Below are 23,232 nucleotides of genomic sequence, written 5' to 3'. Positions count from 1 at the left end.
GTGAGAATTGGATGGTGGCTAAAGGAGAGGGAGTTTACTGGCAAACGCCAGACACTGCGCGCAGACCTGTAGGAGCATGCTCGATCCTACAGGGGAAGGTTATTTCGGATACAACGGCGGCAACCCACTGTCCCCAACCGGGTCCTGAACCCGTTCAGCCATCGGAATCGTACGAATCGCCCGCCACAAATCTTCCCCTTGCCAGTGCTGGCCGGTTTCGCTGTAGAGCGCGCCGTTCAGGCCGTCGAGGGCGTCGGATAGCGGTACGAAGCGGGCCGCCATGTCGGCCAGGGTTTCCGGTTGCTGGCGGGCCCAGGCGTCCAGCGCCTGGCGGGTGGCGTGGGTATCGTTGGCCTGGCAGGCGCGCTTGAGGTCGTCGAGCACGGTGCGTGGGCTCGGGCCGGTTTGTGCCGCGCGCTGGATCGCCGGTTGCGAACGCGCTCGCCACCAGAGGCCGAACCCCAGCAGGGTGGTGCAGGCCAGGATCAGGCTGCTGAGTTTCCAGCGCCAGAGGGTTTCGCTGCTGGCGCTGTTGTCGAGCGCCGAGGTACCGGCCGGGGTGTCGACCATCAGGCTGGGGTTGGCGGCCACCTGCAGGGTCCGGGCGGGCAGGCTGCTGTGCTCCAGATGGTCTTCGAAGGTGTTCCACCAGACCACCTCGACCGAAGGCAACTCTATGGCGCCGCTGCGCGAAGGCACCAGCGCTTCGCGGTCTTCGCGGCTGCCGATCAGGCCTCGCTCGCTGTTCTGGTTACCCAGCACCGGTTGATCGGGATAGCGGCGCAGGCCACCGGCCTCGGTACCGGGCAGTGGCGGCAGTTGCGAGCTGGCCAGGCCTTCGGCCTTGACCGTCAGGCTGCGGGTGAGCGAATCGCCGACCTGAACGTGTTCCGGTTCCGGGTTCCAGCTTTCGCTGAGCGTCAGGCTGCGAGCCGGCAGCCAGGGCAGGTCGGCGGGGTAGGTGGCGGGTTTGGCCTTGACCGTCAACAGTAGTTGGCCGGAGCTGACGCGCATCAATTTGCCGGATTTCGGCATCTGGGCGCTGGCGTCCGGGACGGGTTGCGCGTCCACCAGCGCGGCATTGAATATCTGCGCCGGAATGATCAGCTCACCGCTGTGTTGCGGGTAGATCGCATAGCGCATCTCGATGACGCCGTGGCGTAGGCCGTTGATGTCTTTCTCGTAGGTGCGCGACTCGCCCAGCTGTTCGATGCGGGCGTCAGGAATCTGCAAGGGCGGCAGGCTGCTGTCGTCGTACAGCGACACCGAATGGTAGATGCGCAAGGTCAGGACCGCCTGGGCCTGCACGTACACACTGGTTTGATCGAGGCTGGCGTCGATGAAGACCGGTGCCTGTTTGTCCGGGGTCGCCTGGGGGTCGCTCTCGACCACTTGCACGGTGATTGGTTGGCTCTGGGCCTCGCCCAGCTTGAGCGCGGGAATCACCACGGTGCCATTTTGCAAGGGCAGCAGGGTGATGATCCAGCGGGTGGTGGCCTGGTTGTCGCCGTTGAGCGTGTTCAACTGGTTGACCTGGCGGGTGCCACGCACTTCGAACAGTGGCTCCAGCGGCGTCAGGTCGGGCTTGCCGAACTGGGTCACGTCATTGGATTCCAGGGTCAGTTCGATCGTCTCGCCGGAGTTCAGGCGAGCCCGGTCGACACTGGCGACCAGCTCGGCTGCCTGGGCCTGCATGACGCAGAGCAGCAAGGCGGGCAGCGGGGCAAGCGTGAAGGCGGTGAAGCGGGTCATCGAGTTTTTCCCTGATCCTGATGTTGTTGCTGTTCGTACCAGAATTTGCGCCGGAGCAATTCCCCCGGGTCATCCGGGATCTGCCTCAGCCATTGCTCCAGTGCCTGTTGCTGCTCGCCCTCGATACTGTCGCTGGCCGGGCGCATGGGCGCAACGGTGTGCTGTTCGTCTCCCAGTTCGCTGCCGGGGACTTCATTGGAGCCTGGGCGCGGGGGCGTGGTGGCGGAAGGCTCGGTGCTTGCCTGGGTCTGTTCGCCAGCCGTTTCGGGTTCACCGCTTTGCGACGGTTGCGCAGCGTCACTGGGTGGCGCTTGCTGCTCGGCATCGCTGGCCGCCTCATCGGCGGCTTTGTCAGGGGGTGGCGTTGCGGCCTTCTGCTTGAGCAGGCTTTCCACCAAGGCTTTGTTGGTCAGCGCCGGGCGCAAATCCGGTTGGCGTTCGAGGGCCTGTTCGTAAGCATCCAGTGCCGCCTCCAGCTCGCCACTCCTGGCCAGGGCGTTGCCTCGATTGTAGTGGGCATGGGCGTCGTCGCCTTCGGCGAACCGCTGGGCGGCGCCACTGTAGTCGCCGGCTTCGTAGAGGGCAACGCCTTGCCACTGGTGATCTTCGAAGTGCCGCGCTGCCTCGGCCGGGCGTTTCTGCTTGAGCAAGAGCACGCCCTGCTGGTCGGGGCGCAGCCACAGGTCCTGGAAGTCGAAGGCATAACCGGGCTGCGGCAGCGCCAGCAACAGTGGCAGGCAGAGCAACCAGCCGCGCCGACCGGCACACGCGGCCAGCAACAGCAACGGCAGCAACAGCCAGTAACCCTGGTCGGCCCAGGAGTCGAGGCGCAGGGTCTGGCCGTTGTCGCGCAGGTTGCGCGGACTGTCGAACAGGCCGAGGGCGCGCAGGTCGGCATCGCTCAGGCGTGCATGGCGATAGCGTCCGTCCAGGTCATTGACGAAGGATTTCAAGCTGGGCTCGTCCAGGCGCGACACGAGAATCGCCCCCTGTTCATCCTTGAGGAAACTGCCGTCTTCCTGGGTAATGGGTGCGCCTTCGGCGGTGCCGATGCCGAGCATCAGCAATTGTGTCGATTTACCGCTCAAGGCCTGGCGAATGCCCAGGCGCTCCTGCTCGCTCAGGGTGGTGCCGATCAACAGGATCCGGCCGTCGCCCAGTGCGGCCTGTTCCAGCAGTGCCAGGGCCTTGAGCACTGCCAGGTCGGCACGATGGCCGGCTTCAGGCATCAACGACGGCTTGAGCGCATCGAGCAGGTTGCGGCTGGTGGACAGGTCGTCCGACAGCGGTACCAGGGTGTGCGCGCTGCCGGCGAAGACGACGATCGCAGTCTGTGCATCGTTGCGGCTTTGCAGCAGGTCGAAGAGTTTGCGCCGGGCCTGCTCCAGGCGGTTTGGCTGGACGTCGGTGGCGAGCATTTCCGGGGTCAACTCAAGGATCACCACCAGCGGATCCGCGGGTTTCTGGCTCATCTGCTCGACGCGGGAGAAGCTCGGCCCGAGCAATGCGACGACGGCGATCATCCATGCTACGCCCAAGGCAACCCACGGCAGTTTGCTTTCGCGCCCGCTGCCGCCACTGAGCAACACCGAATGGAACGCCGGTGGCAGGATCATCTGCCAGCGCCCGGCGCGTTTCTGCCGATGCCACAGTTGCCAGAGCAGCCAGCCAAGCAGCGGCAGCAACAGCAGCCACCACGGGCGGAACCAGTACGGCCAGAGATCGCTCATCGGCGCCTCCGCAGGCGCAGGCGTTTGAGGCGCTGGCGCCAGTCAGGCAATTGCGTTTGCAAGAACAGGTCCTTGTTGAACAGTCGATGCAGCGGGTTATCCGGCCACAGCACGCGCACCACCAGCAGCATGCTCAGCAACAACGCCAGCGCCAGCGGCCAGTGATACAACGCCTGGGCCGGACGGGCCTGGGTCGGCTGCTGGGTCACAGGCTCCAGTTGGTCGAGGGTGGACTTGATCGCTTGCAGTTGCTTGCCGTCTTGAGCGCGAAAGTACTGGCCCCCGGTGGCGTCGGCGATGTCTTTCAAGGTGGGCTCGTCAAGGTCCAGGCTCGGATTGATCCCCAGGAAACCCGGTGTGCCGCTTTGTTCCGGGTCGGCGCCGATGCCGATCGGGTAGATTTTCACCCCCTCCCTGGCTGCCAGGCGCGCGGCGGTGAGCGGATCGATTTCGCCACCGTTGTTGGCGCCATCGGTGACCAGGATCAGCACGCGACTTTGCGCCGGACGTTGCCGCAGGCGCTTGACGGCCAGGCCGATGGCGTCGCCGATGGCGGTGTTCTTGCCGGCGATGCCGATGCGCGCTTCGTCGAGCCAGACGCGCACGGTATGCCGGTCAAACGTCAGGGGCGCCTGCACGTACGCCCGGCTGCCGAACAGGATCAGGCCAACCCGGTCGCCGTCGCGACTTTCGAGGAAGTCGCCCAGCAAATGCTGGACCAGCGTGAGGCGGCTGACCTCTTCGTCCTGCCACTGCATATCGGGAAAGTCCATGGAGCCTGACACATCCACCGCCACCAGCAGATCGCGCCCACTGGCGGCAATCGGCAGCGGTTCGCCGAGCCATTGCGGGCGTGCGGCCGCACTCAGCAGCAGCAACCACAGCAGCAGGAACGGCGCCTGTTGGCGCCAGGCGGGCAGGTTGGCGCGGGCGCGGCGCCGGGCCAGGCCTTCGAGATCACTGAGGAAACTGACCTTGAGCGCCGGTTCGCCACTGTCGGCCACCGGCAACAGCACACGCATCAACCAGGGCAGCGGCAGCAGGGCGAAGATCCACGGCCAGGCGAACTCAAACATGTTTGCGAATCCAGGTGTCGACGGCCTGGGTCAAGCCGGCGATGGCCTTGTCGTCGAGCTTGCATTCGGGCTTGTAGGCGCCTTCGACCAGCACCATCCAGCGGGTCAGGCCGGCAGCGGGGCAGCGGTTGTCGAGAAACGCCAGCCATTTGCGGCCATTGAGGGTATGGCTCTGGCTGTAGGGGTAATGGTTACGGCACAGACGCTTGAGCAGGCCATTGAGCTGCTGCAGCCAGGCACCGGCGGGCGCACCATCGTACGGTTTGGGCATACGTGCCAGTTCCGCCAATGCGGCCACGCGCACCGGGTCCAGCGGCTGTTCGACGGGCGCGACCGGCGGCTTGCCAGGCAACAGGTGGCGCAGTTTCCACAGGCCGAAGCCGATGGCTGGCAGCAACAGCAGCAGCAACCACCAGCCCGGTGCCGGCGGCCAGAAAGCCACGGGGGGCGGGGAAATCAGTGGTTGCAGTTGCTCGAGACCGTTCATCGACCTTTTCCCGGCTTCTGTGGGTTGAGGTACTCACGCAGTTGCTCGACCATTTCACTTTGCGTGCTCAACGGCATCAGCAACACCCGCAGCTTCTGCGCCAGCAACTCCCAGCGGGCGATGCGGTCTTCGGCCTGGGCGCGATAGGTCTGGCGCAGGTCGAAGTTGAGCGTGTCCAGTTCCAGTTGTGCGCCACGCTCGGCGAAGCGCAACAGTCCGGCGGCGGGCAGGGCATGGTCCAGCGGATCGGACACCGGCAGCAGCAACAGGTCGCAATGGCGCGACAACAGGCTCAGCTGTTGTTCGGCGTTGCCGGACAAGGCGCGCTCATCGCAGATCACGATCACCAGGCTGCCAGGGCGCAACACTTCGCGCGCGCGGCGCAAGGCAATGCCGAAAGCATCGCCAGCGGGCTCGCTTTCGGTGTGCAGCGACTGGTTGACCCGCACCAGGCGGTTGAGCAATTGCAGCAGGCTCTGCTTGCTGCGCCTTGGCTTGATTTCGTAATGCTCGTTGTCGCCGAACACCAGGCCGCCGACCCGGTCGTTATGCCCCAGCGCGGCCCAGCCAATCAGGCTCGCGGCCTGGGCGGCCAGCACTGATTTGAACATCAGTCCCGAGCCGAAAAACAGGCGACGGCTTTGCTCGACCATGATGAAGATCGGTCGCTCGCGTTCTTCGTGGAACAGTTTGGTGTGGGGCTCCTGGGTCCGGGCGGTGACGCGCCAGTCGATGCTGCGCACGTCGTCCCCGGCCTGGTAGACCCGCACCTGATCGAAATCCACCCCACGGCCCCGCAGCTTGGAATGGTGCAGGCCGATCAGCGGGCTGCGCTGGCTCGGCGTGGAAAACAGCTGCACTTCGCGCACACGGTGGCGCATCTCGATCAGCTCGGCGAGCGTGACGCGGATGCCTGGTTGGGGCGGCAGGAGGGCGTTCATCGGACTCAAGCGACAGCTACGACGTCAAGAATCCGCTGGACCACCCGGTCCTGATCGATACCGGCGGCTTCGGCTTCAAAGGACAGGATGATGCGGTGGCGCAACACATCGAACAGTACCGCCTGGATGTCTTCCGGGCTGACGAAGTCGCGACCGGCCAGCCAGGCGTGGGCGCGGGCACAACGATCCAGGGCAATCGAACCACGGGGGCTGGCGCCGTAGGCGATCCATTCGGCCATTTCCGGATCGAACTTGGCCGGGTTGCGCGTGGCCATGACCAGTTGCACCAGGTATTCCTCCACGGCATCGGCCATGTACAGCCCGAGAATCTCTTTGCGTGCGGCGAAGATCGCCTGCTGGCTGACCCGGCGTTCGGGCTTGGTTTCGCCGTTCAAGGCTTCGCCACGGGCCTGTTGCAGGATGCGGCGCTCGACGGCCGCGTCCGGAAAACCGATTTTCACGTGCATCAGGAATCGGTCCAGCTGCGCTTCGGGCAGCGGGTAGGTGCCTTCCTGCTCGATCGGGTTTTGCGTGGCCATCACCAGGAACAATGGCGACAGCTCATAGGTGCTGCGTCCGACACTGACCTGACGCTCACCCATGGCTTCGAGCAAGGCTGATTGAACCTTGGCCGGGGCGCGGTTGATTTCGTCCGCCAGCACCAGATTATGGAAGATCGGACCTTGCTGGAACACGAAGCTGCCGGTTTCCGGACGATAGATCTCGGTACCGGTGATGTCGGCGGGCAACAGGTCGGGGGTGAACTGGATGCGATGGAACTGCGCTTCGATGCCTTCCGCCAATTCCTTGATGGCCTTGGTCTTGGCCAGGCCAGGGGCGCCCTCGACCAGCATGTGGCCGTCGGCAAGCAGGGCGATGAGCAAGCGCTCGATGAGTTTTTCCTGGCCGAGAATCTGCGTTGAAAGAAAGGTTCGCAGCGCGAGCAGCGCTTCACGATGTTCCATCGATGACTGTTCCTGGAAAGGGTGACCGAAGACGTTCATATAACGCCAGGGCTGGGGGCGTTACTTTAATCCATCGCGGGGGGCGGCGACTAACGGCATTTTGTGCAAAGTGGGGGAAATGATTGGGGAAATTGTGGGATTTGGCTGGCGGGGAGTGATTGGGTGGCTGTGCCGGCCCCATCGCGAGCAGGCTCACTCCTACAGTGACGGTGTACGCCGCTCAATTGTAGGAGTGAGCCTGCTCGCGATGAGGGCCGATCAAGCACCTCAAATCTGGCTGATAAAGGTGCCGGTACCGTCAAGGATGTTCTTCAGGGTTTCCTCAACCTCAGCCAGATCCACCATGTCCGGGTTGAAGGTGATCTCGAGCACATCATCCCCATTCAACGCATCGGCATCCGCGGCAGCGATTTCGATCTTCAGCAGGGTAGGGTTGAGGGTGACTTTCACACCGTCCAGGGTCGAAGGCTCGCCGTCGAGGGTGATTTCCAGCTCGTCTTCATCCGGGTAACGGCTCATCAGGAACATTTCGCCCTTGTCGCTGTGGCAGCAGAGCATGGCCATGTTGTCTTCCTCGTCGTCGCACGGGTTGACGATCAAGAGGGCGGTGGTCATTTGCATGGGGAATTCCTGGCTCGGTGAGCGTGATGAACGTGACAAAAAAGCAATTCTGCCAGCCTGTGGGAATTTCTGCTGCCTCAGGTGCTGGAACGGCGGGAAAAAACCGATTTCCATTATCAGTCTGATATATCTCGAAGCCTCTAAAATTCGACTTTGTGAATGGTGAAAGGTACTTCTCACAGAATTTTCCTAACTTGCCCTAGGAAATTTCCGAGCCTGTCGCAGGACGTTTGCAAGAGCTAAAAATAACGCCCCGCCCGCCGGTTTTTTACTTGTATTGGCGTCATTCAATCCCTTAGCGTGATCGCCCAGACGCAAAGGATTGCGCAGTCAATCATGAAAAAAGGACCTCTTTCGATGAGTCAGTATTTCGAATGGGCGGATGAGATCAAGCACCTGTCCGAGGAACAAATCGAGCAACTGTACCAGCGCTATCTGAACGGTGAAAAAAGTGCCGATCTGAAAATCGAGTTCAACATTGCGCCTGAAGTCCGCAGTCTGTTGAAAATATTGCCGCCGATTATCAGCAAGGACCTGACCTGCCCCTACTGCGACCTGCCCATGTGGGTGCGTCGGCACGCCAAGGGTACCCCTGTCTCAATTCGAAACCGTTTCAAGTGCGTACGTTGCGAGCACTATCACCATGAGCCCGGCCACTATGGGCGAAACAAGCCCTGTACCTGCAATGAATGCTACAAGCTGCGCCAGCAGGAAATCGCCGCCCAGGCGCAGCGCGATCGTCTCGAGCTGGAGAAACGCTACGCCACGTCACGCCCGTCGGTGCCTTATGCATCGCTGGGTTTCGTCCAGAAACTGACATTGCTCGCCTTGCTGGACGATGGCCATGTCGCTGGCGCCGAGTGTATTGACTCGCTCGTCACCGGGTTGCGCAGCGAACCGTTGGCGCCCACTGATGAGGCCAGTGAAGCGCTGGTGAGGAACCTGTACGAGGCCGGCGTGCTGAACGTCGATCCGGATGGCGATATCAAAGCTTTCGATCGAGCGTCCGGCTACCAGATCAAAGACTTTTCCTGCGTGCGCTGGCTATCCAATGTCGCGCTGGAAACCGGCGTACGCAGCACTCGCGACGCACTGTACCGGGCGTTGTATCAAGAACTGTCCGGCAGTGTTCAATCCTCCTGGAAAAGCGAGCTGTATGCCTTGATGTTGAGCCTGGCCCGCGACGAATCAATTCAGTACATCCAGGTATTGGCCAGTGAAGTGAGCTTCGTGTTCAGTGCCCAAGGGCGTGCCGCAACCGTTGTCGGCCAGCTTCTGCAGGACTTCTCGGTGAGCCATGTCTACTACTTTGCGCGATTGGCGGTGAAGAATGCCGCGCATTTCTATGCCACCGGCAACTCCAAGGGCCGTAACCACGCTTGCAACACTATCCCAGGCAATATGTTGGGCACGGCGCAGGATGCGAAGGCGCGAAACTGGCGCAAAACCGCCTATCGCGATTCGCGAGTGCCGCAGTCGTCCTTGCACCGAATCCTGTACGACGTGGTGCTGAAGGACAGCGGCGCCGGTTTTTCCAAGTCTCCCGGCCTCTACTGGCGTGATGAACTGGTGCCACGGTTTTTCTCCGGCGATGCCTGTGGGGCGGACCTGGCCGGGCATCTGCAGCTGTTCTGCCGCGAGTGTGATTCGAGCAACGTCGATGCCAGCATGGACAGGATGACGATTCAAATGCTCTGTTACGACTGCGCGACAGTGAGCAAATTTCAGGCGATCGAAGACGTGATCGACTGAAATGGTCGAGGTTTCTTCAGTGCGCCAAATAGCGTCCATGGTCTGTTCGGCGATCATGGATGTTGTCAATTTTTGGTTGGAGCGTGGCGCACGGGTGCCGGGCGGTCGCTCTGGCACGAATGTCCTGCAAAAAACGTGCACTCAGCCCCGAAATCGACTCCGGCTGCTAGTGTTGTTCAGTGTGCGCCTGCCGAGCAGCGTACCGTTGACCGAATATGTCGCAGCACCGCAAGCATGGGCCTTGCCGCACTCGTTAAGCTGCGCAACGGATGAGCACCCGTAAAGGCATTGTGTTGCCCGCAGCCCAGTCGCTTTTGCAGATGCCCATTCACGGAAGGTGAATGTGACCCGAGTGTCTCGTTTAGCTTCACCCACCTGTCACCCTGTTTCCTCTGCCCGAGAATCAGGAACAGGGTGACGGGTAGCCCCGAACAGGGGTTTTGCAAGAGACGCTTCCATCAATAACAAGCCCAAGCGGAGTACCACAGATGGCGTTCTTCACCGCAGCCAGCAAAGCCGACTTCCAGCACCAACTGCAAGCGGCACTGGCGCAGCACATCAGTGAACAGGCACTGCCACAAGTGGCGCTGTTCGCTGAACAATTCTTCGGCATCATTTCCCTGGATGAACTGACCCAACGTCGGTTGTCTGACCTCGCTGGCTGTACCCTTTCTGCGTGGCGCCTGCTTGAGCGCTTCGATCACGCGCAACCGCAAGTGCGCGTCTACAACCCCGATTACGAACGCCACGGCTGGCAGTCGACCCACACCGCTGTCGAAGTGCTGCACCACGACCTGCCGTTCCTGGTGGACTCGGTGCGTACCGAACTGAACCGCCGCGGCTACAGCATCCACACCCTGCAAACCACCGTGCTGAGCGTGCGTCGCGACAGCAAGGGCGAGTTGCTGGAAATCCTGCCCAAGGGCACCCAGGGCGACGATGTGCTGCAAGAGTCGTTGATGTACCTGGAAATCGACCGTTGCGCCAACACCGCCGAACTGAATGTGCTGACCCGGGAACTGGAGCAGGTACTGGGTGAAGTGCGCGTCGCGGTGAGCGACTTCGAACCGATGAAAGCCAAGGTCCAGGAAATCCTCACCAATCTGGACAGCAGCCGGTTCGCCATCGATGCCGACGAAAAGAGTGAAATCAAGGGTTTCCTCGAATGGCTGGTGGGCAACCACTTCACCTTCCTCGGCTATGAAGAGTTCGTGGTCAGCGATGAAGCCGATGGCGGCCACATCGTCTATGACAAGGACTCCTTCCTCGGCCTGACCAAACTGCTGCGCGCCGGCCTGAGCTACGATGACCTGCGCATCGAAGACTACGCCGTGAACTACCTGCGCGAACCGACCCTGCTGTCGTTCGCCAAGGCCGCGCACCCAAGCCGTGTACACCGTCCGGCTTACCCGGACTACGTGTCGATCCGTGAAATCGATGCCGACGGCAAGGTCATCAAGGAATGCCGCTTCATGGGCCTGTACACCTCCTCGGTGTACGGCGAGAGCGTGCGGGTGATCCCGTACATCCGCCGCAAGGTCGCGGAAATCGAACGCCGTTCGGGCTTCCAGGCCAAGGCTCACCTGGGCAAGGAACTGGCGCAGGTGCTCGAAGTGCTGCCACGCGACGATCTGTTCCAGACCCCGGTGGACGAGCTGTTCAGCACCGTGATGTCGATCGTGCAGATCCAGGAACGCAACAAGATCCGCGTGTTCCTGCGCAAGGACCCGTACGGCCGTTTCTGCTACTGCCTGGCCTACGTGCCGCGTGATATCTACTCCACCGAAGTACGGCAGAAGATCCAGCAAGTGCTGATGGATCGCCTGAAGGCTTCGGATTGCGAGTTCTGGACCTTCTTCTCCGAGTCCGTGTTGGCCCGCGTGCAACTGATTTTGCGAGTTGACCCGAAAAACCGCATCGACATCGACCCGCAGCAACTGGAAAACGAAGTGATCCAGGCGTGCCGCAGCTGGCAGGACGATTACTCGGCCCTGACCGTCGAAACTTTCGGCGAAGCCCATGGCACCAACGTGCTGGCCGACTTCCCGAAAGGCTTCCCGGCCGGTTACCGCGAGCGTTTCGCAGCGCATTCGGCGGTGGTCGACATGCAGCACCTGCTGAACCTCAACGAAAAAAATCCGCTGGTGATGAGCTTCTACCAACCGCTGGGCCAGGTCGGTCAGCGTGAGCTGCATTGCAAGCTGTACCACGCCGATACCCCGTTGGCGCTGTCCGACGTCCTGCCGATTCTAGAAAACCTTGGCCTGCGCGTGCTCGGTGAGTTCCCGTACCGCCTGCGCCACAACAGTGGCCGCGAGTTCTGGATTCACGACTTCGCCTTCACCGCGGCCGAAGGCCTGGACCTGGACATCCAGCAACTCAACGACACCCTGCAGGATGCGTTCGTCCACATCGTGCGCGGCGATGCCGAGAACGATGCGTTCAACCGCCTGGTGCTGACCGCTGGCCTGCCGTGGCGCGACGTGGCGCTGCTGCGTGCCTACGCCCGTTACCTCAAGCAGATTCGCCTGGGCTTCGACCTGGGCTACATCGCCAGCACCCTGAACAACCACACCGACATTGCCCGGGAATTGACCCGGTTGTTCAAGACCCGTTTCTACCTGGCGCGCAAGCTGAGCAGTGATGATCTGGAGCAGCGTCTGGAACATGCGATCCTGACTGCATTGGACGACGTCCAGGTACTGAACGAAGACCGCATCCTGCGTCGCTACCTGGATCTGATCAAGGCGACCCTGCGCACCAACTTCTACCAGACCGACGCCAACGGCCATAACAAGTCGTACTTCAGCTTCAAGTTCAACCCGCACTTGATTCCCGAGCTGCCGAAACCTGTGCCGAAGTTCGAAATCTTCGTCTACTCGCCGCGCGTCGAAGGCGTGCACCTGCGCTTCGGCAACGTTGCCCGTGGTGGCCTGCGCTGGTCGGACCGTGAAGAAGACTTCCGTACCGAAGTCCTGGGCCTGGTAAAAGCCCAGCAAGTGAAGAACTCGGTGATTGTGCCGGTGGGCGCCAAGGGCGGCTTCCTGCCGCGTCGCCTGCCACTGGGTGGCAGCCGGGACGAGATCGCGGCCGAGGGCATCGCCTGCTACCGCATCTTCATTTCCGGCCTGTTGGACATTACCGACAACCTGAAAGACGGCGCCCTGGTGCCACCGGCCAACGTCGTGCGTCATGACGACGATGACCCGTACCTGGTGGTTGCAGCGGACAAGGGCACCGCGACCTTCTCCGACATCGCCAACGGCATCGCCATCGACTACGGCTTCTGGCTGGGTGACGCGTTTGCGTCCGGTGGCTCGGCCGGTTACGACCACAAGAAAATGGGCATCACCGCCAAAGGCGCGTGGGTCGGCGTGCAACGCCACTTCCGCGAGCGTGGCATCAATGTCCAGGAAGACAGCATCACCGTGGTCGGCGTCGGCGACATGGCCGGTGACGTGTTCGGTAACGGCTTGCTGATGTCCGACAAGCTGCAACTGGTCGCCGCGTTCAACCACCTGCACATCTTCATCGACCCGAACCCGAACCCGGCGACCAGCTTCGCCGAGCGTCAGCGCCTGTTCGACCTGCCACGTTCGGCCTGGTCGGACTACGACACCAGCATCATGTCCGAAGGCGGCGGTATCTTCTCCCGTAGCGCCAAGAGCATCGCGATTTCCCCGCAGATGCAGGAACGCTTCGACATCCAGGCCGACAAGCTGACCCCGACCGAACTGCTGAACGCCTTGCTCAAGGCACCGGTGGACCTGCTGTGGAACGGCGGTATCGGTACTTACGTCAAGGCAAGCAGCGAAAGCCACGCCGATGTCGGCGACAAGGCCAACGATGCACTGCGCGTGAACGGCAACGAACTGCGCTGCAAAGTGGTGGGCGAGGGCGGTAACCTCGGCATGACCCAGCTGGGTCGCGTAGAGTTCGGCCTCAATGGCGGCGGTTCCAACACCGACTTCATCGACAACGCTGGCGGTGTGGACTGCTCCGACCACGAAGTGAACATCAAGATCCTGCTGAACGAAGTGGTTCAGGCCGGCGACATGACCGACAAGCAGCGCAACCAGTTGCTGGCGAGCATGACCGACGAAGTCGGTGGCCTGGTGTTGGGCAACAACTACAAGCAGACCCAGGCACTGTCCCTGGCAGCCCGTCGTGCCTTGCCGCGGATTGCCGAATACAAGCGCCTGATGAACGATCTGGAAGGTCGCGGCAAGCTGGATCGCGCCATCGAGTTCCTGCCGGCTGAAGAAGCGATCAACGAGCGCGTCGCGGCGGGCCATGGCCTGACCCGTGCCGAGCTGTCGGTGCTGATCTCCTACAGCAAGATCGACCTCAAGGAGCAGCTGCTGGGCTCCCTGGTGCCGGACGACGACTACCTGACCCGCGACATGGAAACCGCTTTCCCGCCGACCCTGGTGAACAAGTTCTCCGAAGCCATGCGCCGTCACCGCCTGAAGCGCGAAATCGTCAGCACCCAGATCGCCAACGACCTGGTCAACCACATGGGCATCACCTTCGTTCAGCGACTCAAGGAGTCCACCGGCATGAGCCCGGCGAACGTGGCCGGCGCCTACGTGATCGTGCGTGACATTTTCCATCTCCCGCACTGGTTCCGCCAGATCGAAAACCTGGACTACAAGGTTTCCGCCGACGTGCAACTGGAGCTGATGGACGAGCTGATGCGTTTAGGTCGTCGCGCCACGCGCTGGTTCCTGCGTGCCCGTCGCAACGAGCAGAACGCTGCCCGTGACGTCGCGCATTTCGGTCCGCACCTGGCGGCGTTGGGCCTCAAGCTCGACGAACTGCTCAGTGGCGAGATCCGCGAAACCTGGCAGACCCGTTACCAGGCGTACGTCGCAGCCGGTGTGCCGGAGTTGCTGGCGCGCATGGTGGCTGGCACCACGCACCTGTACACCCTGCTGCCGATCATCGAGGCCTCCGACGTGACCGGCCAGGACCCTGCGGACGTGGCCAAGGCCTACTTCGCCGTGGGCAGCGCGCTGGACATCACCTGGTACCTGCAACAGATCAGTGCCTTGCCGGTGGAAAACAACTGGCAGGCCCTGGCCCGTGAAGCGTTCCGCGATGATGTCGACTGGCAGCAACGTGCGATCACCATCTCGGTCCTGCAAGAGGGCAACGGCACCCAGGACGTGGAAACACGCCTGGCGTCGTGGATGGCACAGCACGAAAGCATGATCGAACGCTGGCGCGCCATGCTGGTGGAAATTCGTGCCGCCAGCGGTACGGACTACGCCATGTACGCGGTAGCCAACCGCGAGTTGCTGGACCTGGCGTTGAGCGGGCAAGCGGTAGTGCCTGCCACTGCATCTGTCAGCGCCGAGCTGGAACCGGCGGCCTGATCAGACGTTGAATGAAAAAGCCCCGCATTGAGAGATGCGGGGCTTTTTTTCGCCGGATGTTTTTGTAGCGTCTGCTCGGGCCTCTTCGCGGGCAAGCCCGCTCCCACAGGTGACCGAGTACGTTCAAAAAAACGCGATCCACTGTGGGAGCGGGCTTGCCCGCGAAGAGGCCCTCTCAATCAATACAATTTCCGCCCTTCGTCATTATCCAACATCGACACTTTATCTGTCGGCCTGGACAACAAATTACTGAGCGACTGGTCAAACTTCTGCAATGCCCTTACTTGCACATTCTGTTGCTCGTTAATGTCGGCAACAATCTCTTCGCTGCGTTTAAAGTCCGCCCACACCGGACTTAACGCCTTCGCGTCATGCCCTTTTGCAGTGCCAATGTAACTCAGGTTCTTATCGTAGAAGTCCACGTTAACATTCGCCTCGACGTCCGAACTGCGCGAGGTGATCAATTGGCTGCGGCTGTCGACGACGGCGACCACATCCGGTTTTGCCGCCTGCAGGCTTTGCATGTCCGGGTACACCGTGACCGATCCAAATTGCCGTTGCAGGGAGGCCCTGACCCAGTCCACCGCCAGATCCGGTTTTGACGTGGCCACATAGGCGTCGTGGATCGACTGCACCAGCAGGCTCTGGCCGAAACCGGTGCCGGCATTGGCCTGGTAGTCCTGCATATAGGCGCGGTTGGCCTGGGTATTGCGGCTATAGACGATGCCTAGCGTTACCTGGCTGCCGTTGGGAATACTGGTTGCGCTGCTGCGACCCACCGGTTGCGTGAAGATACCGTCGAGTGGTGTCACCGCTGAAGGTGCCGTGGGAATCGAGCATCCGGTGATTAGAACGCTCATGGTCAATGTACTGACGAACGCAAGTTTCATGGTGTTTCTCCAGTGAAACAACTTCGGTCGGAAAGTTACAGTTGCCGCAGGGTGTCGGCAGTGACTCCAGACTAAACCGTGCGCTGATTAATGAAATAGCCAATCCGAGAAGTTATCCGGTGACAATAGTTTTGTTCGGTTTAAGTAAGAGTGGTTAATTGCCTGAAGATATAAAAACACCCGAATCAGGCATTTGGGCGTTTTTATTTATGGCTGCTGGTTTAACCATCAGTTTTGCAAGGGGACCAACACTTTCTCGTCCGGCGACAACACCATGAAGACCAACAGCTTCGCAGGTTTCGTTTTGCTCGCATTTTTCGAGACCAGGTGTTCCGAGCCGGCGGGTTCGTACCAATACTCACCGGCCTTGTAAGTGACCTCTTTTTCGCCCTTCACCTGAGAAGTGATCGATCCCGAAAGCACATAGGCCATGGCGGTGCCGTCATGTTTGTGGGCGATGGACGCTTGGCCGGGCTTGTAGTCGACCTCAATCATCAAAGCCTTTTTGCCGGGGGCGTTTTTCAGCATCTGGTCCTGTAACACCGTGACCTTTTCTGAAGGATCACCGGCTTCATGGGCAAACGCCGAGGCGCAAACGGTCAAGGCAAGGGCAGCGAGAGAGAAGCGCAATAGTTTCATGGTTCAGCACCTGCAGTGGTTGGTTGTCAGGGACCAATCTATTGCGCCAGGGGGGATAAACAAACAGCCAATTCTCACGAAGGCCAGGGGACCAATGTGCGGCGCTGGAAGGCGCTGGAATGAAAAAGATCGCAGTCCCCGGAAACGTTTGCAGAGGTACCCATACTCTGCAAGCCTGACCAAGGACTGCGATCTTTAACCGTGTCTTATCTGATCGGAAAGCTGTTGAAGTCGACGGCGTTGGCCAGTTGGCAATCGATCAGGTCGATGAAGCCTTGCACCTGGGGACTGTTGAAATGCGATTGCATCGCCGATTCCGATTGCCAGTGGGCGCTGACAGTCCAGCGATTACTGTCCTCAGGGCAGCGGTCGACCATATAGGATTCACAGCCGGGTAGTTCGCGCAGGGTGTCGACAATCTTTTGCAATTGCTTGCCCAGCTCTTCCGAGCGGCCGGCGACGGCCTGAACCTGTACGGTATTGATCACTTTGTAGGACATTGGCTCACACTCCTCATTGAGGGATCACGCCTATGCAGAATAGGCCCGCACCCCCGGACCACCAATAGCCAATCGCCGGATAAAGGCGCAGTCCAATCCGTCAGGCAACCTGCTGCAAAATGTCCCGGAAACGATCCAGGGCGATGTCGATGTCCAGGGTCTCGATGGCGCCAAAACCGAGGAAAAACCCCGCCTGGGGCGCTTGCTGGTAGAAAAAGCTGTCGATGGCATAGAGCCCGACTTCTACTTTTTTTGCCAGCTCGATCACCAGTGGCACGTCGATCGCAACCTTGCACAACACCACCATGTGAAAACCCGCGGTGGTCGGCACCGCTTCAAGCCAGGGCGCGAGATCACCGGCCATGCGCGCCAGGATCCGCTCACGGCGGCCCGCGTAGATCGTATGGCAGCGGCGAATGTGCTTGAGCAGGCAGCCTTCGGCGATGAATTTGGCCAGCGCCCACTGGGGCAGGGTGGAGGTGTGCAGGTCGGTGAGTTGCTTGGCGCGCACCACCGCCTCGAGAATTGCCGGCGGCAGGATCGCGTACCCCAGGCGCAGCTCTGGCAGCAGGGTTTTCGAGAAGGTCCCGACATAGGCGACGATCCCGCGCTCGTCCATGCTCTGCAGCGAGTCCGTGGGGCGGCCTTCGTAGCGAAACTCGCTGTCGTAGTCGTCCTCGATGATGATCGCCCCCAGTTCATGGGCACGTGCCAGCAGCGCGGCGCGGCGCTCCTGGCTCATGGGCATGCCCAGCGGGAACTGGTGCGACGGAGTGACATAGATCAGCCGCGTTCCGAGGGGGATTTTCTCCACCACAATGCCTTCGGCGTCCACCGGCACGCCAATCACCGTGGCGCCATGGGTGCCGAACAACAGGCGCGCCGGCGGATAACCGGGGTCTTCCATGGCGACGATGCTGCCCGCCCGTATCAGCACCCGGGCAATCAGATCCAGCGCCTGTTGCGCGCCATTGCACACCACCACGTCCTCATCCTGGCAATTGACCCCGCGAGAAAAGGCGATGTGCTGCGCGATGGCATTGCGCAGCGCCGGCAGGCCTTCGGGCAGGCTGTAGAAGCCCTTGGACCCGGCGATCTGGCGCAAGGCATGGGACGTACAGCGCCGCCAGTCGTCCTGGGGAAACTGGCCCTTGCTGGTGGCGCCGCCAATGAAGTCGTAGCGCAGCGAGCCTTCCAGCGTCGGATGACGCAGAAACACCGGCAGGCTGCGCCAGGATTCGATTACCTCGAATCCGGCGAGCTCCGAATGGCTTTGTTTGCGCTCGACTTTCGAGACCCGGGCGTTGACGTAGGTGCCTTTGCCGATCACCCCGGTGAGGAAGTTTTCGTAGGTCAGTTGGGCATAGGTATCGGAGATGGTCTTGCGCGAAATGCCCAGTTGCTCGGCCAGCAGGCGACTGGGTGGCAGTTGCGTCCCGGCGGCCAGGCGGCCCGACTCTATAGCGCTGCGCAGTTGCGTATACAACTGGCCCGCCAGGTCCTTGCGTCCGTTAATGACGACGTGTAGTTCCATACCGGCAAGGCTCCATGGCAATTGAGGCGCGTGTGCAGTGCCAGATTAACCTCAACTGGCGTTTATGCAGTAGTTGCGTGGCGCAAAAATCGCCAATTGGTCTGGGCCAAGTGGTCCACGGATAATTCGCGAAATTGGATATGTAACGCGGCGTTAACAACGTCTACCTTGGCGGCATATGATCGCCCTATGAGGTCGCGCCATGAACCCCCGCCTGGATTACTACAGCGCCTCGCCCAAGGCGATGAAAGCAATGATCGCCATGGAAGCCTTGACCAGCAGCCTGAGCATCGAACCGGCGCTGCTGCACCTGATCAAGATCCGCGCTTCGCAGCTCAACGGCTGTGCGTTCTGCACCGACATGCACTCGGTGGACGCCCGGCGCCTGGGCGAGACCGACCGCCGCCTTTATTCCATCGTGGTCTGGCGCGACAGCAACTTCTTCGACCCGCGCGAGCGCGCCGCCCTGGCCTGGACCGAAGCGGTGACACTGCTTTCTCAGGACCACGTGCCGGACGCCGTCTACGAGCAAGCCCGAGAGCAGTTCAGCGAGGGTGAGCTGGTGGACCTGACCATCGCGGTCACCACCATCAACAGCTGGAATCGACTGGCCGTGAGTTTTCGCCAGGCGCCCAGCGCCTGAGCGGCTGTCACACGTCTTTCATGCAGATTGCGCAGGATGGAACTCCCAGTGAAAGATCGACAGGGAGTCATCGATGTCATTCATGGAAACCCGGGGCGATCAGCCCGTAGCGCAATACCCCGCAACCCTCGATAAAACCACGTCCTGGCGCACCCGCGCGGCGCAGCTCGATCCGCTGCTGGCGCAGTGCTTCAGCGTGATCGCCCGTTGCGGCTGCTTCATGCAGGCAGCCCGGCGCCTCAACATCAAGGCAACCCTGTTGCGCAAGCAATTGGCGCAGCTGGAAAAGCAGCTGCAGTGCTCGCTGTTCAGTCCTTCGGAGAACGGCCTGGTGCTCAGTCGAAACGGCCTGCAACTGCACAAGCAGCTGACCGCGCTGGCGCATGAACGCGACCTGCCGGTGATCGAGCAACCCATTGTGCGCCTGGCTGTCGCCGAGACGATCCTGCACGACATCCTTGGCCGCGATCTGGTGGCGTTGCTGCGACGCAATGCCGGTGCGCGCCTGGACATCATTACCCTCGACAGCGAATTGTCCCTGCAGGCGGTCAGTGCCGATGTCGTGGTGTGGCTGGCGGGTGCCGACTTGCCGCTGCCGGGCCCGAGTTTTGCCATCAGCGAGCCGCAATGCCTGGCGCGATTCGACTACGTTCCGCACATCGCCAAGCGCTATTCACGGGTCGCCTCGCGGCCCGACAGCCTCGATGACCTGGCCGACTTCATGCTGGTGCAATGGCAGCATGATCGGCAGATCGACAGTTTTCGACCCTGGAACGACCTGGTTGACCAGCGCCCGGCCGGGGTCGTGCAGTCGCATTCCTATCCACTGATGCTGGAGATGATCCGTTGCAGTGCCTGCATCGGCCTGTTGCCCGGCTACATGAGTCACTTCGACCGCGGCTTGATCGGTTTGCCGGGGCTGTTCCAGCCGCCGATGCAGCGCCAGGTGTGGCTGGCGGTGAATGCCGAGTCCCAGGGGGATGCGCAGGTGCAGATGATTGTCGAGTTGATTCTCAGCACCTTCGAAGAGCGGCGGGAGTGGTTCCTGTAGGAGCGAGCCTGCTCGCGAAGAACCAGACAACACCGCGGGGTGTCAGGCATCCCACGTCATCGTTGACGACCATCGCGAGCAGGCTCGCTCCTACAGGGTGTTTTTCCATGATGGATGCGTTGTAGAGTGGGCGGCCATGTCTGTATCAAGGATGAATCACCCATGACCGTTACCGACGCTGCCATCACCCTCGAACGCTTCAACGAATTCCACCTCGTCGGCGTTACCGCGCTCTACAACGACCCTGCGGTCACCCGTCAAGTGCTGCAAATGCCATATCAGTCCGTCGAAGTCTGGCGCAAACGCCTGGAAGCGGACAACGAACGCTCGCTCAAACTGGTCGCGTTGCATCAGGGCGTCGTGGTCGGCGAGCTTGGCCTTGAACAGTTCTCACGTATCCGACGCAGTCATGCCGGCAGTTTTGGCATGGGCGTGGTGCCAGCCTGGCAGGGCAAGGGCGTGGGCTCGAAATTGCTGGCAGCGGCGCTGGACATCGCCGACAACTGGATGAACCTGCGGCGGGTCGAACTGAGCGTGTATGCCGACAACGAAGCCGCCATCGGCCTGTACCGCAAGTTCGGCTTCGAGACCGAAGGGCTGTTTCGCGACTATGCGGTGCGTGATGGCGCCTACGTCGATACCTTGAGCATGGCGCGTTTGCGCCGCATGCCCAATAGCGATTGATCCCTACCGCTCGCGCTTTTAGTCGTACGCGGGCGGCGCGCATCTGCCATGCTCAATGTCCGCAGTACCGCTTCAATCAAGGGAACACCGCAATGGACGACGTACGGCAACTGGGCGAGATGCTTCGTCACTACGCAGAAAGCGAAGCGCACAAAAAACAGCTGTTCGAGACGCAATCGGCCGAGTGGGCCAGGCGCATCGGGGAGTTGTTTGATCAGATCCAGCAGTGGCTGGAGCCGGTCCTGGCGCCGAATCTGCTGGAGGTGAGCCGCGAAGCGTATGTCGCGTCCGGGCCAAGTGTTCCGGTGGAGACGTCCACCTTCAAGACTGAAAAGCTGAGCATCCTGATCGCCGGCAAGCCGGTGGAGTTCGTGCCTGACGTGATGGGTGCCGGCGGGCAGATTTCCCTGGCGGTGATGGGCTTTACCGCGGCGCGCTATGGCAGTGTTTCGCTGGTGTGCATGCCGCCGTCCAATGGCTGGCAATGGCGCAAGACCAATGGTCTTAAAGACCCGGATACCTTCGTCTTCGAGGCGGATTTTCTGGCGCAGCAGTTGCAGAGTCTGATTCCGCGCGAACGTGGCTGATTTGAGACCGCCTTCGCTGGCAAGCCAGCTCCTACAGGGAGCTGGCTTGCCAGCGAAGGCGCCCTCAGCATCGCCTCAAATCTCGAGGCTCTCCCAACCCTTTTCAAGCTCTTCTGGCACGACCGCATTTATGCGCTTGCCGGTAGCGGCTTCCACCCGCCGCGCGACCTCAGGGTCATCGGCAAACGGCATCAGGCTGGCATCGTCCAGGCTTTCGGCGGTCTGATGGCGCAGGCAGTATTCGATGGCGAACCACAGGAACACCACCCCCAGGATATTCAACACGACTTCAGTCATCAGGCTATCTGCGCCTCGCATTCCGCCATCGCCACGTCGGACACCCGCACCGTACGCCACATGTTGTAGGCCATCACCAGCATGCCAGTGAGAAACAGCACGCCACCGGCAAAGCGCACCACGAACCCCGGATGGCTGGCCTGCAAGGCTTCGACGAAGGAATAGGTCAGCGTGCCGTCATCGTTGATGGCGCGCCACATCAGGCCCTGGGTGATGCCGTTGACCCACATCGACGCGATGTACAGAACGGTACCGATGGTCGCGAGCCAGAAGTGCAGGTTCATCAGGCCGATGCTGTGCATCTGCGCGCGACCGAAGACCTTCGGAACCATGTGATAGGACGCGCCGAAGGTGATCATCGCCACCCAGCCGAGGGCACCGGCGTGTACGTGGCCGATGGTCCAGTCTGTGTAGTGGGAGAGGGCGTTGACTGTCTTGATCGCCATCATCGGCCCTTCGAAGGTCGACATGCCGTAGAAGGCCAGGGACAGCACCAGGAAACGCAGGATCGGGTCGGTGCGCAATTTGTGCCAGGCGCCCGAGAGCGTCATCATGCCGTTGATCATGCCGCCCCAGCTCGGCGCCAACAGGATCAGCGACATGGCCATGCCCAGCGACTGCGCCCAGTCCGGCAAGGCGGTGTAGTGCAAGTGGTGGGGGCCGGCCCAGATGTACAGGGTGATCAGCGCCCAGAAATGCACGATCGACAAACGATAGGAATACACCGGCCGGCCCGCTTGTTTGGGCACGAAGTAGTACATCATCCCGAGGAACCCGGTGGTCAGGAAAAAGCCCACGGCGTTGTGCCCGTACCACCACTGCACCATGGCGTCGGTAGCCCCTGAATACACCGGATAGGACTTGAACCAGTCCACCGGGATCGCCAGGTGATTGACCACGTGCAACATCGCGATCACCACGATGAACGCACCGAAGAACCAGTTGCCGACATAGATGTGCCGGGTCTTGCGCTGCACCACGGTGGTGAAGAACACGATGGCGTAGGCGACCCAGACAAGGGTCATCCACACCGCGCCGGAGAACTCGATCTCGGCGTATTCCTTGGTGGTGGTGTAGCCCAGCGGCAACGTGATGAGCATCACCACGATGACCGATTGCCAGCCCCAGAAGGTGAAGGCGGCGAGTTTGTCCGAGAACAGCCGCACCTGGCAGGTGCGCTGTACCGCATAGTAGCTGGCGGCGAATTGCGCGCTGCCGGCGAATCCGAAAATCACCAGGCTGGTGTGCAGCGGGCGCAAGCGCCCGAACGTGGTCCACGGCAGGTCCAGGTTCAACTGCGGCCACACCAGCTGCGAGGCGATCCACACGCCCATCGCCATCCCCACGACGCCCCAGATCACGGTTGCCACGATGAATTGGCGCACGACCTTGTAGTTATAGGCCTGTCCGGTAGTTGTTGTGCTCATGATCAATGCTTCCACGGTTGCAATGGCGTGCACTGTAGAAACCGTGGCAAAAACAAAACAGGCTCAGGAAAAATTGATTTATACGGATCAGATTCAAAGCGGCCTAAGCCCAGCTGCATTAGTTCTGATACGTGTTTTTCAACTCCAGCTGAATCTGTAATGCAGATCAGCGTCGGTTCATAGTCACCACTTCAAACCGCCCCTCTGTAGGAGCGAGCCTGCTCGCGATGGACGTGAACGATAACGCGAGAAGCCTGACACCCCGTGGCGCACTCAGG

19 protein-coding genes are annotated in these 23,232 nt (G+C 61.2%); 6 read left to right on the top strand and 13 right to left on the bottom strand.

Features of this window, described 5'->3' with window-relative positions; translation table 11 throughout:
* Positions 1-99: 99 nt before the first annotated feature.
* From HFK74_RS00285 to HFK74_RS00255, 7 genes are all read right to left on the bottom strand, one after another.
* Positions 100-1,752 carry a BatD family protein gene (locus HFK74_RS00285; protein WP_180201878.1) on the bottom strand — a complete coding sequence of 551 codons (1,653 nt, stop codon included), beginning with the start codon at positions 1,750-1,752 and terminating at the stop codon, positions 100-102.
* Positions 1,749-3,482, bottom strand: a complete 1,734-nt coding sequence (locus HFK74_RS00280) for a VWA domain-containing protein (protein ID WP_180201877.1) — start codon at positions 3,480-3,482, stop codon at positions 1,749-1,751. Before HFK74_RS00280 ends, HFK74_RS00285 begins: the two co-directional genes overlap by 4 nt.
* A complete protein-coding gene (locus tag HFK74_RS00275) occupies positions 3,479-4,558 on the bottom strand; it encodes a VWA domain-containing protein (protein WP_180201876.1) in 1,080 nt (359 codons plus the stop codon). The genes HFK74_RS00280 and HFK74_RS00275 overlap by 4 nt, the downstream gene beginning before the upstream one ends.
* Entirely contained in the window at positions 4,551-5,045 is a 495-nt protein-coding gene (locus HFK74_RS00270) for a DUF4381 domain-containing protein (protein ID WP_180201875.1), read from the bottom strand. The genes HFK74_RS00275 and HFK74_RS00270 overlap by 8 nt, the downstream gene beginning before the upstream one ends.
* Positions 5,042-5,986, bottom strand: a complete 945-nt coding sequence (locus HFK74_RS00265) for a DUF58 domain-containing protein (RefSeq protein WP_008055131.1) — start codon at positions 5,984-5,986, stop codon at positions 5,042-5,044. Before HFK74_RS00265 ends, HFK74_RS00270 begins: the two co-directional genes overlap by 4 nt.
* Positions 5,987-5,991: 5 nt before the next feature.
* Positions 5,992-6,951: a MoxR family ATPase gene (locus HFK74_RS00260; RefSeq protein WP_008055132.1), complete on the bottom strand. Its 960-nt coding sequence runs from the start codon at positions 6,949-6,951 to the stop codon at positions 5,992-5,994.
* 267 nt (positions 6,952-7,218) lie between these two features.
* Positions 7,219-7,572 carry a hypothetical protein gene (locus HFK74_RS00255; protein ID WP_180201874.1) on the bottom strand — a complete coding sequence of 118 codons (354 nt, stop codon included), beginning with the start codon at positions 7,570-7,572 and terminating at the stop codon, positions 7,219-7,221.
* Between the two features lie 357 nt (positions 7,573-7,929).
* Between HFK74_RS00255 and HFK74_RS00250 the strand changes: the two genes are divergently transcribed.
* Positions 7,930-9,324: a hypothetical protein gene (locus HFK74_RS00250; RefSeq protein WP_180201873.1), complete on the top strand. Its 1,395-nt coding sequence runs from the start codon at positions 7,930-7,932 to the stop codon at positions 9,322-9,324.
* A 488-nt stretch (positions 9,325-9,812) separates the two neighbouring features.
* Entirely contained in the window at positions 9,813-14,702 is a 4,890-nt protein-coding gene (locus tag HFK74_RS00245; protein WP_180201872.1) for an NAD-glutamate dehydrogenase, read from the top strand.
* A 179-nt stretch (positions 14,703-14,881) separates the two neighbouring features.
* On the opposite strand, the gene HFK74_RS00240 is transcribed toward HFK74_RS00245, so the two are convergent.
* From HFK74_RS00240 to HFK74_RS00225, 4 genes are all read right to left on the bottom strand, one after another.
* Positions 14,882-15,592: an ATPase gene (locus tag HFK74_RS00240; RefSeq protein ID WP_180201871.1), complete on the bottom strand. Its 711-nt coding sequence runs from the start codon at positions 15,590-15,592 to the stop codon at positions 14,882-14,884.
* 228 nt (positions 15,593-15,820) lie between these two features.
* The gene (locus HFK74_RS00235; RefSeq protein WP_180201870.1) at positions 15,821-16,231 is read right to left on the bottom strand and encodes a cupin domain-containing protein; all 411 of its coding nucleotides are present in this window, start codon (positions 16,229-16,231) and stop codon (positions 15,821-15,823) included.
* 206 nt (positions 16,232-16,437) lie between these two features.
* On the bottom strand, positions 16,438-16,731 hold the full coding sequence (locus HFK74_RS00230) for an antibiotic biosynthesis monooxygenase family protein (RefSeq protein WP_180201869.1): 294 nt from the start codon (positions 16,729-16,731) through the stop codon (positions 16,438-16,440).
* A gap of 100 nt (positions 16,732-16,831) precedes the next feature.
* Entirely contained in the window at positions 16,832-18,265 is a 1,434-nt protein-coding gene (locus HFK74_RS00225) for a PLP-dependent aminotransferase family protein (RefSeq protein ID WP_180201868.1), read from the bottom strand.
* Between the two features lie 202 nt (positions 18,266-18,467).
* On the opposite strand from HFK74_RS00225, the gene HFK74_RS00220 reads away from it, so the two are divergent.
* From HFK74_RS00220 to HFK74_RS00205, 4 genes are all read left to right on the top strand, one after another.
* Positions 18,468-18,908, top strand: a complete 441-nt coding sequence (locus HFK74_RS00220) for a carboxymuconolactone decarboxylase family protein (RefSeq protein ID WP_180201867.1) — start codon at positions 18,468-18,470, stop codon at positions 18,906-18,908.
* Positions 18,909-18,981: 73 nt separating this feature from the next.
* Positions 18,982-19,959, top strand: a complete 978-nt coding sequence (locus HFK74_RS00215; RefSeq protein WP_180201866.1) for a LysR family transcriptional regulator — start codon at positions 18,982-18,984, stop codon at positions 19,957-19,959.
* A 162-nt stretch (positions 19,960-20,121) separates the two neighbouring features.
* Positions 20,122-20,643, top strand: a complete 522-nt coding sequence (locus HFK74_RS00210; RefSeq protein WP_180201865.1) for a GNAT family N-acetyltransferase — start codon at positions 20,122-20,124, stop codon at positions 20,641-20,643.
* Between the two features lie 92 nt (positions 20,644-20,735).
* Positions 20,736-21,230: a hypothetical protein gene (locus HFK74_RS00205; protein WP_180201864.1), complete on the top strand. Its 495-nt coding sequence runs from the start codon at positions 20,736-20,738 to the stop codon at positions 21,228-21,230.
* Between the two features lie 75 nt (positions 21,231-21,305).
* Here the strand turns inward: HFK74_RS00205 and HFK74_RS00200 are convergent, their stop codons facing one another.
* Together HFK74_RS00200 and ccoN are read right to left on the bottom strand one after the other, a co-directional pair.
* Positions 21,306-21,527, bottom strand: coding sequence for a cbb3-type cytochrome c oxidase subunit 3 (locus HFK74_RS00200; protein WP_180201863.1), 222 nt, complete (start codon positions 21,525-21,527; stop codon positions 21,306-21,308).
* On the bottom strand, positions 21,527-22,954 hold the full coding sequence (ccoN, locus tag HFK74_RS00195; protein WP_180201862.1) for a cytochrome-c oxidase, cbb3-type subunit I: 1,428 nt from the start codon (positions 22,952-22,954) through the stop codon (positions 21,527-21,529). Before ccoN ends, HFK74_RS00200 begins: the two co-directional genes overlap by 1 nt.
* Positions 22,955-23,232 lie beyond the last annotated feature (278 nt).

Source organism: Pseudomonas sp. SbOxS1, from assembly GCF_013416725.1.
In the GTDB taxonomy this organism is placed as follows: Bacteria; Pseudomonadota; Gammaproteobacteria; order Pseudomonadales; family Pseudomonadaceae; genus Aquipseudomonas.
Note: the sequence above shows the minus strand (reverse complement) of the source record. Positions and strands in the feature narration are given on the sequence as shown.

Bases quoted from the DNA above. Each gene is read 5' to 3' on its own strand.
- HFK74_RS00285 (WP_180201878.1), bottom strand. From the start codon at position 1,752: ATGACCCGCTTCACCGCCTTCACGCTTGCCCCGCTGCCCGCCTTGCTG.
- HFK74_RS00280 (WP_180201877.1), bottom strand. From the start codon at position 3,482: ATGAGCGATCTCTGGCCGTACTGGTTCCGCCCGTGGTGGCTGCTGTTG.
- HFK74_RS00275 (WP_180201876.1), bottom strand. From the start codon at position 4,558: ATGTTTGAGTTCGCCTGGCCGTGGATCTTCGCCCTGCTGCCGCTGCCC.
- HFK74_RS00270 (WP_180201875.1), bottom strand. From the start codon at position 5,045: ATGAACGGTCTCGAGCAACTGCAACCACTGATTTCCCCGCCCCCCGTG.
- HFK74_RS00265 (WP_008055131.1), bottom strand. From the start codon at position 5,986: ATGAACGCCCTCCTGCCGCCCCAACCAGGCATCCGCGTCACGCTCGCC.
- HFK74_RS00260 (WP_008055132.1), bottom strand. From the start codon at position 6,951: ATGGAACATCGTGAAGCGCTGCTCGCGCTGCGAACCTTTCTTTCAACG.
- HFK74_RS00255 (WP_180201874.1), bottom strand. From the start codon at position 7,572: ATGCAAATGACCACCGCCCTCTTGATCGTCAACCCGTGCGACGACGAG.
- HFK74_RS00250 (WP_180201873.1), top strand. From the start codon at position 7,930: ATGAGTCAGTATTTCGAATGGGCGGATGAGATCAAGCACCTGTCCGAG.
- HFK74_RS00245 (WP_180201872.1), top strand. From the start codon at position 9,813: ATGGCGTTCTTCACCGCAGCCAGCAAAGCCGACTTCCAGCACCAACTG.
- HFK74_RS00240 (WP_180201871.1), bottom strand. From the start codon at position 15,592: ATGAAACTTGCGTTCGTCAGTACATTGACCATGAGCGTTCTAATCACC.
- HFK74_RS00235 (WP_180201870.1), bottom strand. From the start codon at position 16,231: ATGAAACTATTGCGCTTCTCTCTCGCTGCCCTTGCCTTGACCGTTTGC.
- HFK74_RS00230 (WP_180201869.1), bottom strand. From the start codon at position 16,731: ATGTCCTACAAAGTGATCAATACCGTACAGGTTCAGGCCGTCGCCGGC.
- HFK74_RS00225 (WP_180201868.1), bottom strand. From the start codon at position 18,265: ATGGAACTACACGTCGTCATTAACGGACGCAAGGACCTGGCGGGCCAG.
- HFK74_RS00220 (WP_180201867.1), top strand. From the start codon at position 18,468: ATGAACCCCCGCCTGGATTACTACAGCGCCTCGCCCAAGGCGATGAAA.
- HFK74_RS00215 (WP_180201866.1), top strand. From the start codon at position 18,982: ATGTCATTCATGGAAACCCGGGGCGATCAGCCCGTAGCGCAATACCCC.
- HFK74_RS00210 (WP_180201865.1), top strand. From the start codon at position 20,122: ATGACCGTTACCGACGCTGCCATCACCCTCGAACGCTTCAACGAATTC.
- HFK74_RS00205 (WP_180201864.1), top strand. From the start codon at position 20,736: ATGGACGACGTACGGCAACTGGGCGAGATGCTTCGTCACTACGCAGAA.
- HFK74_RS00200 (WP_180201863.1), bottom strand. From the start codon at position 21,527: ATGACTGAAGTCGTGTTGAATATCCTGGGGGTGGTGTTCCTGTGGTTC.
- ccoN (WP_180201862.1), bottom strand. From the start codon at position 22,954: ATGAGCACAACAACTACCGGACAGGCCTATAACTACAAGGTCGTGCGC.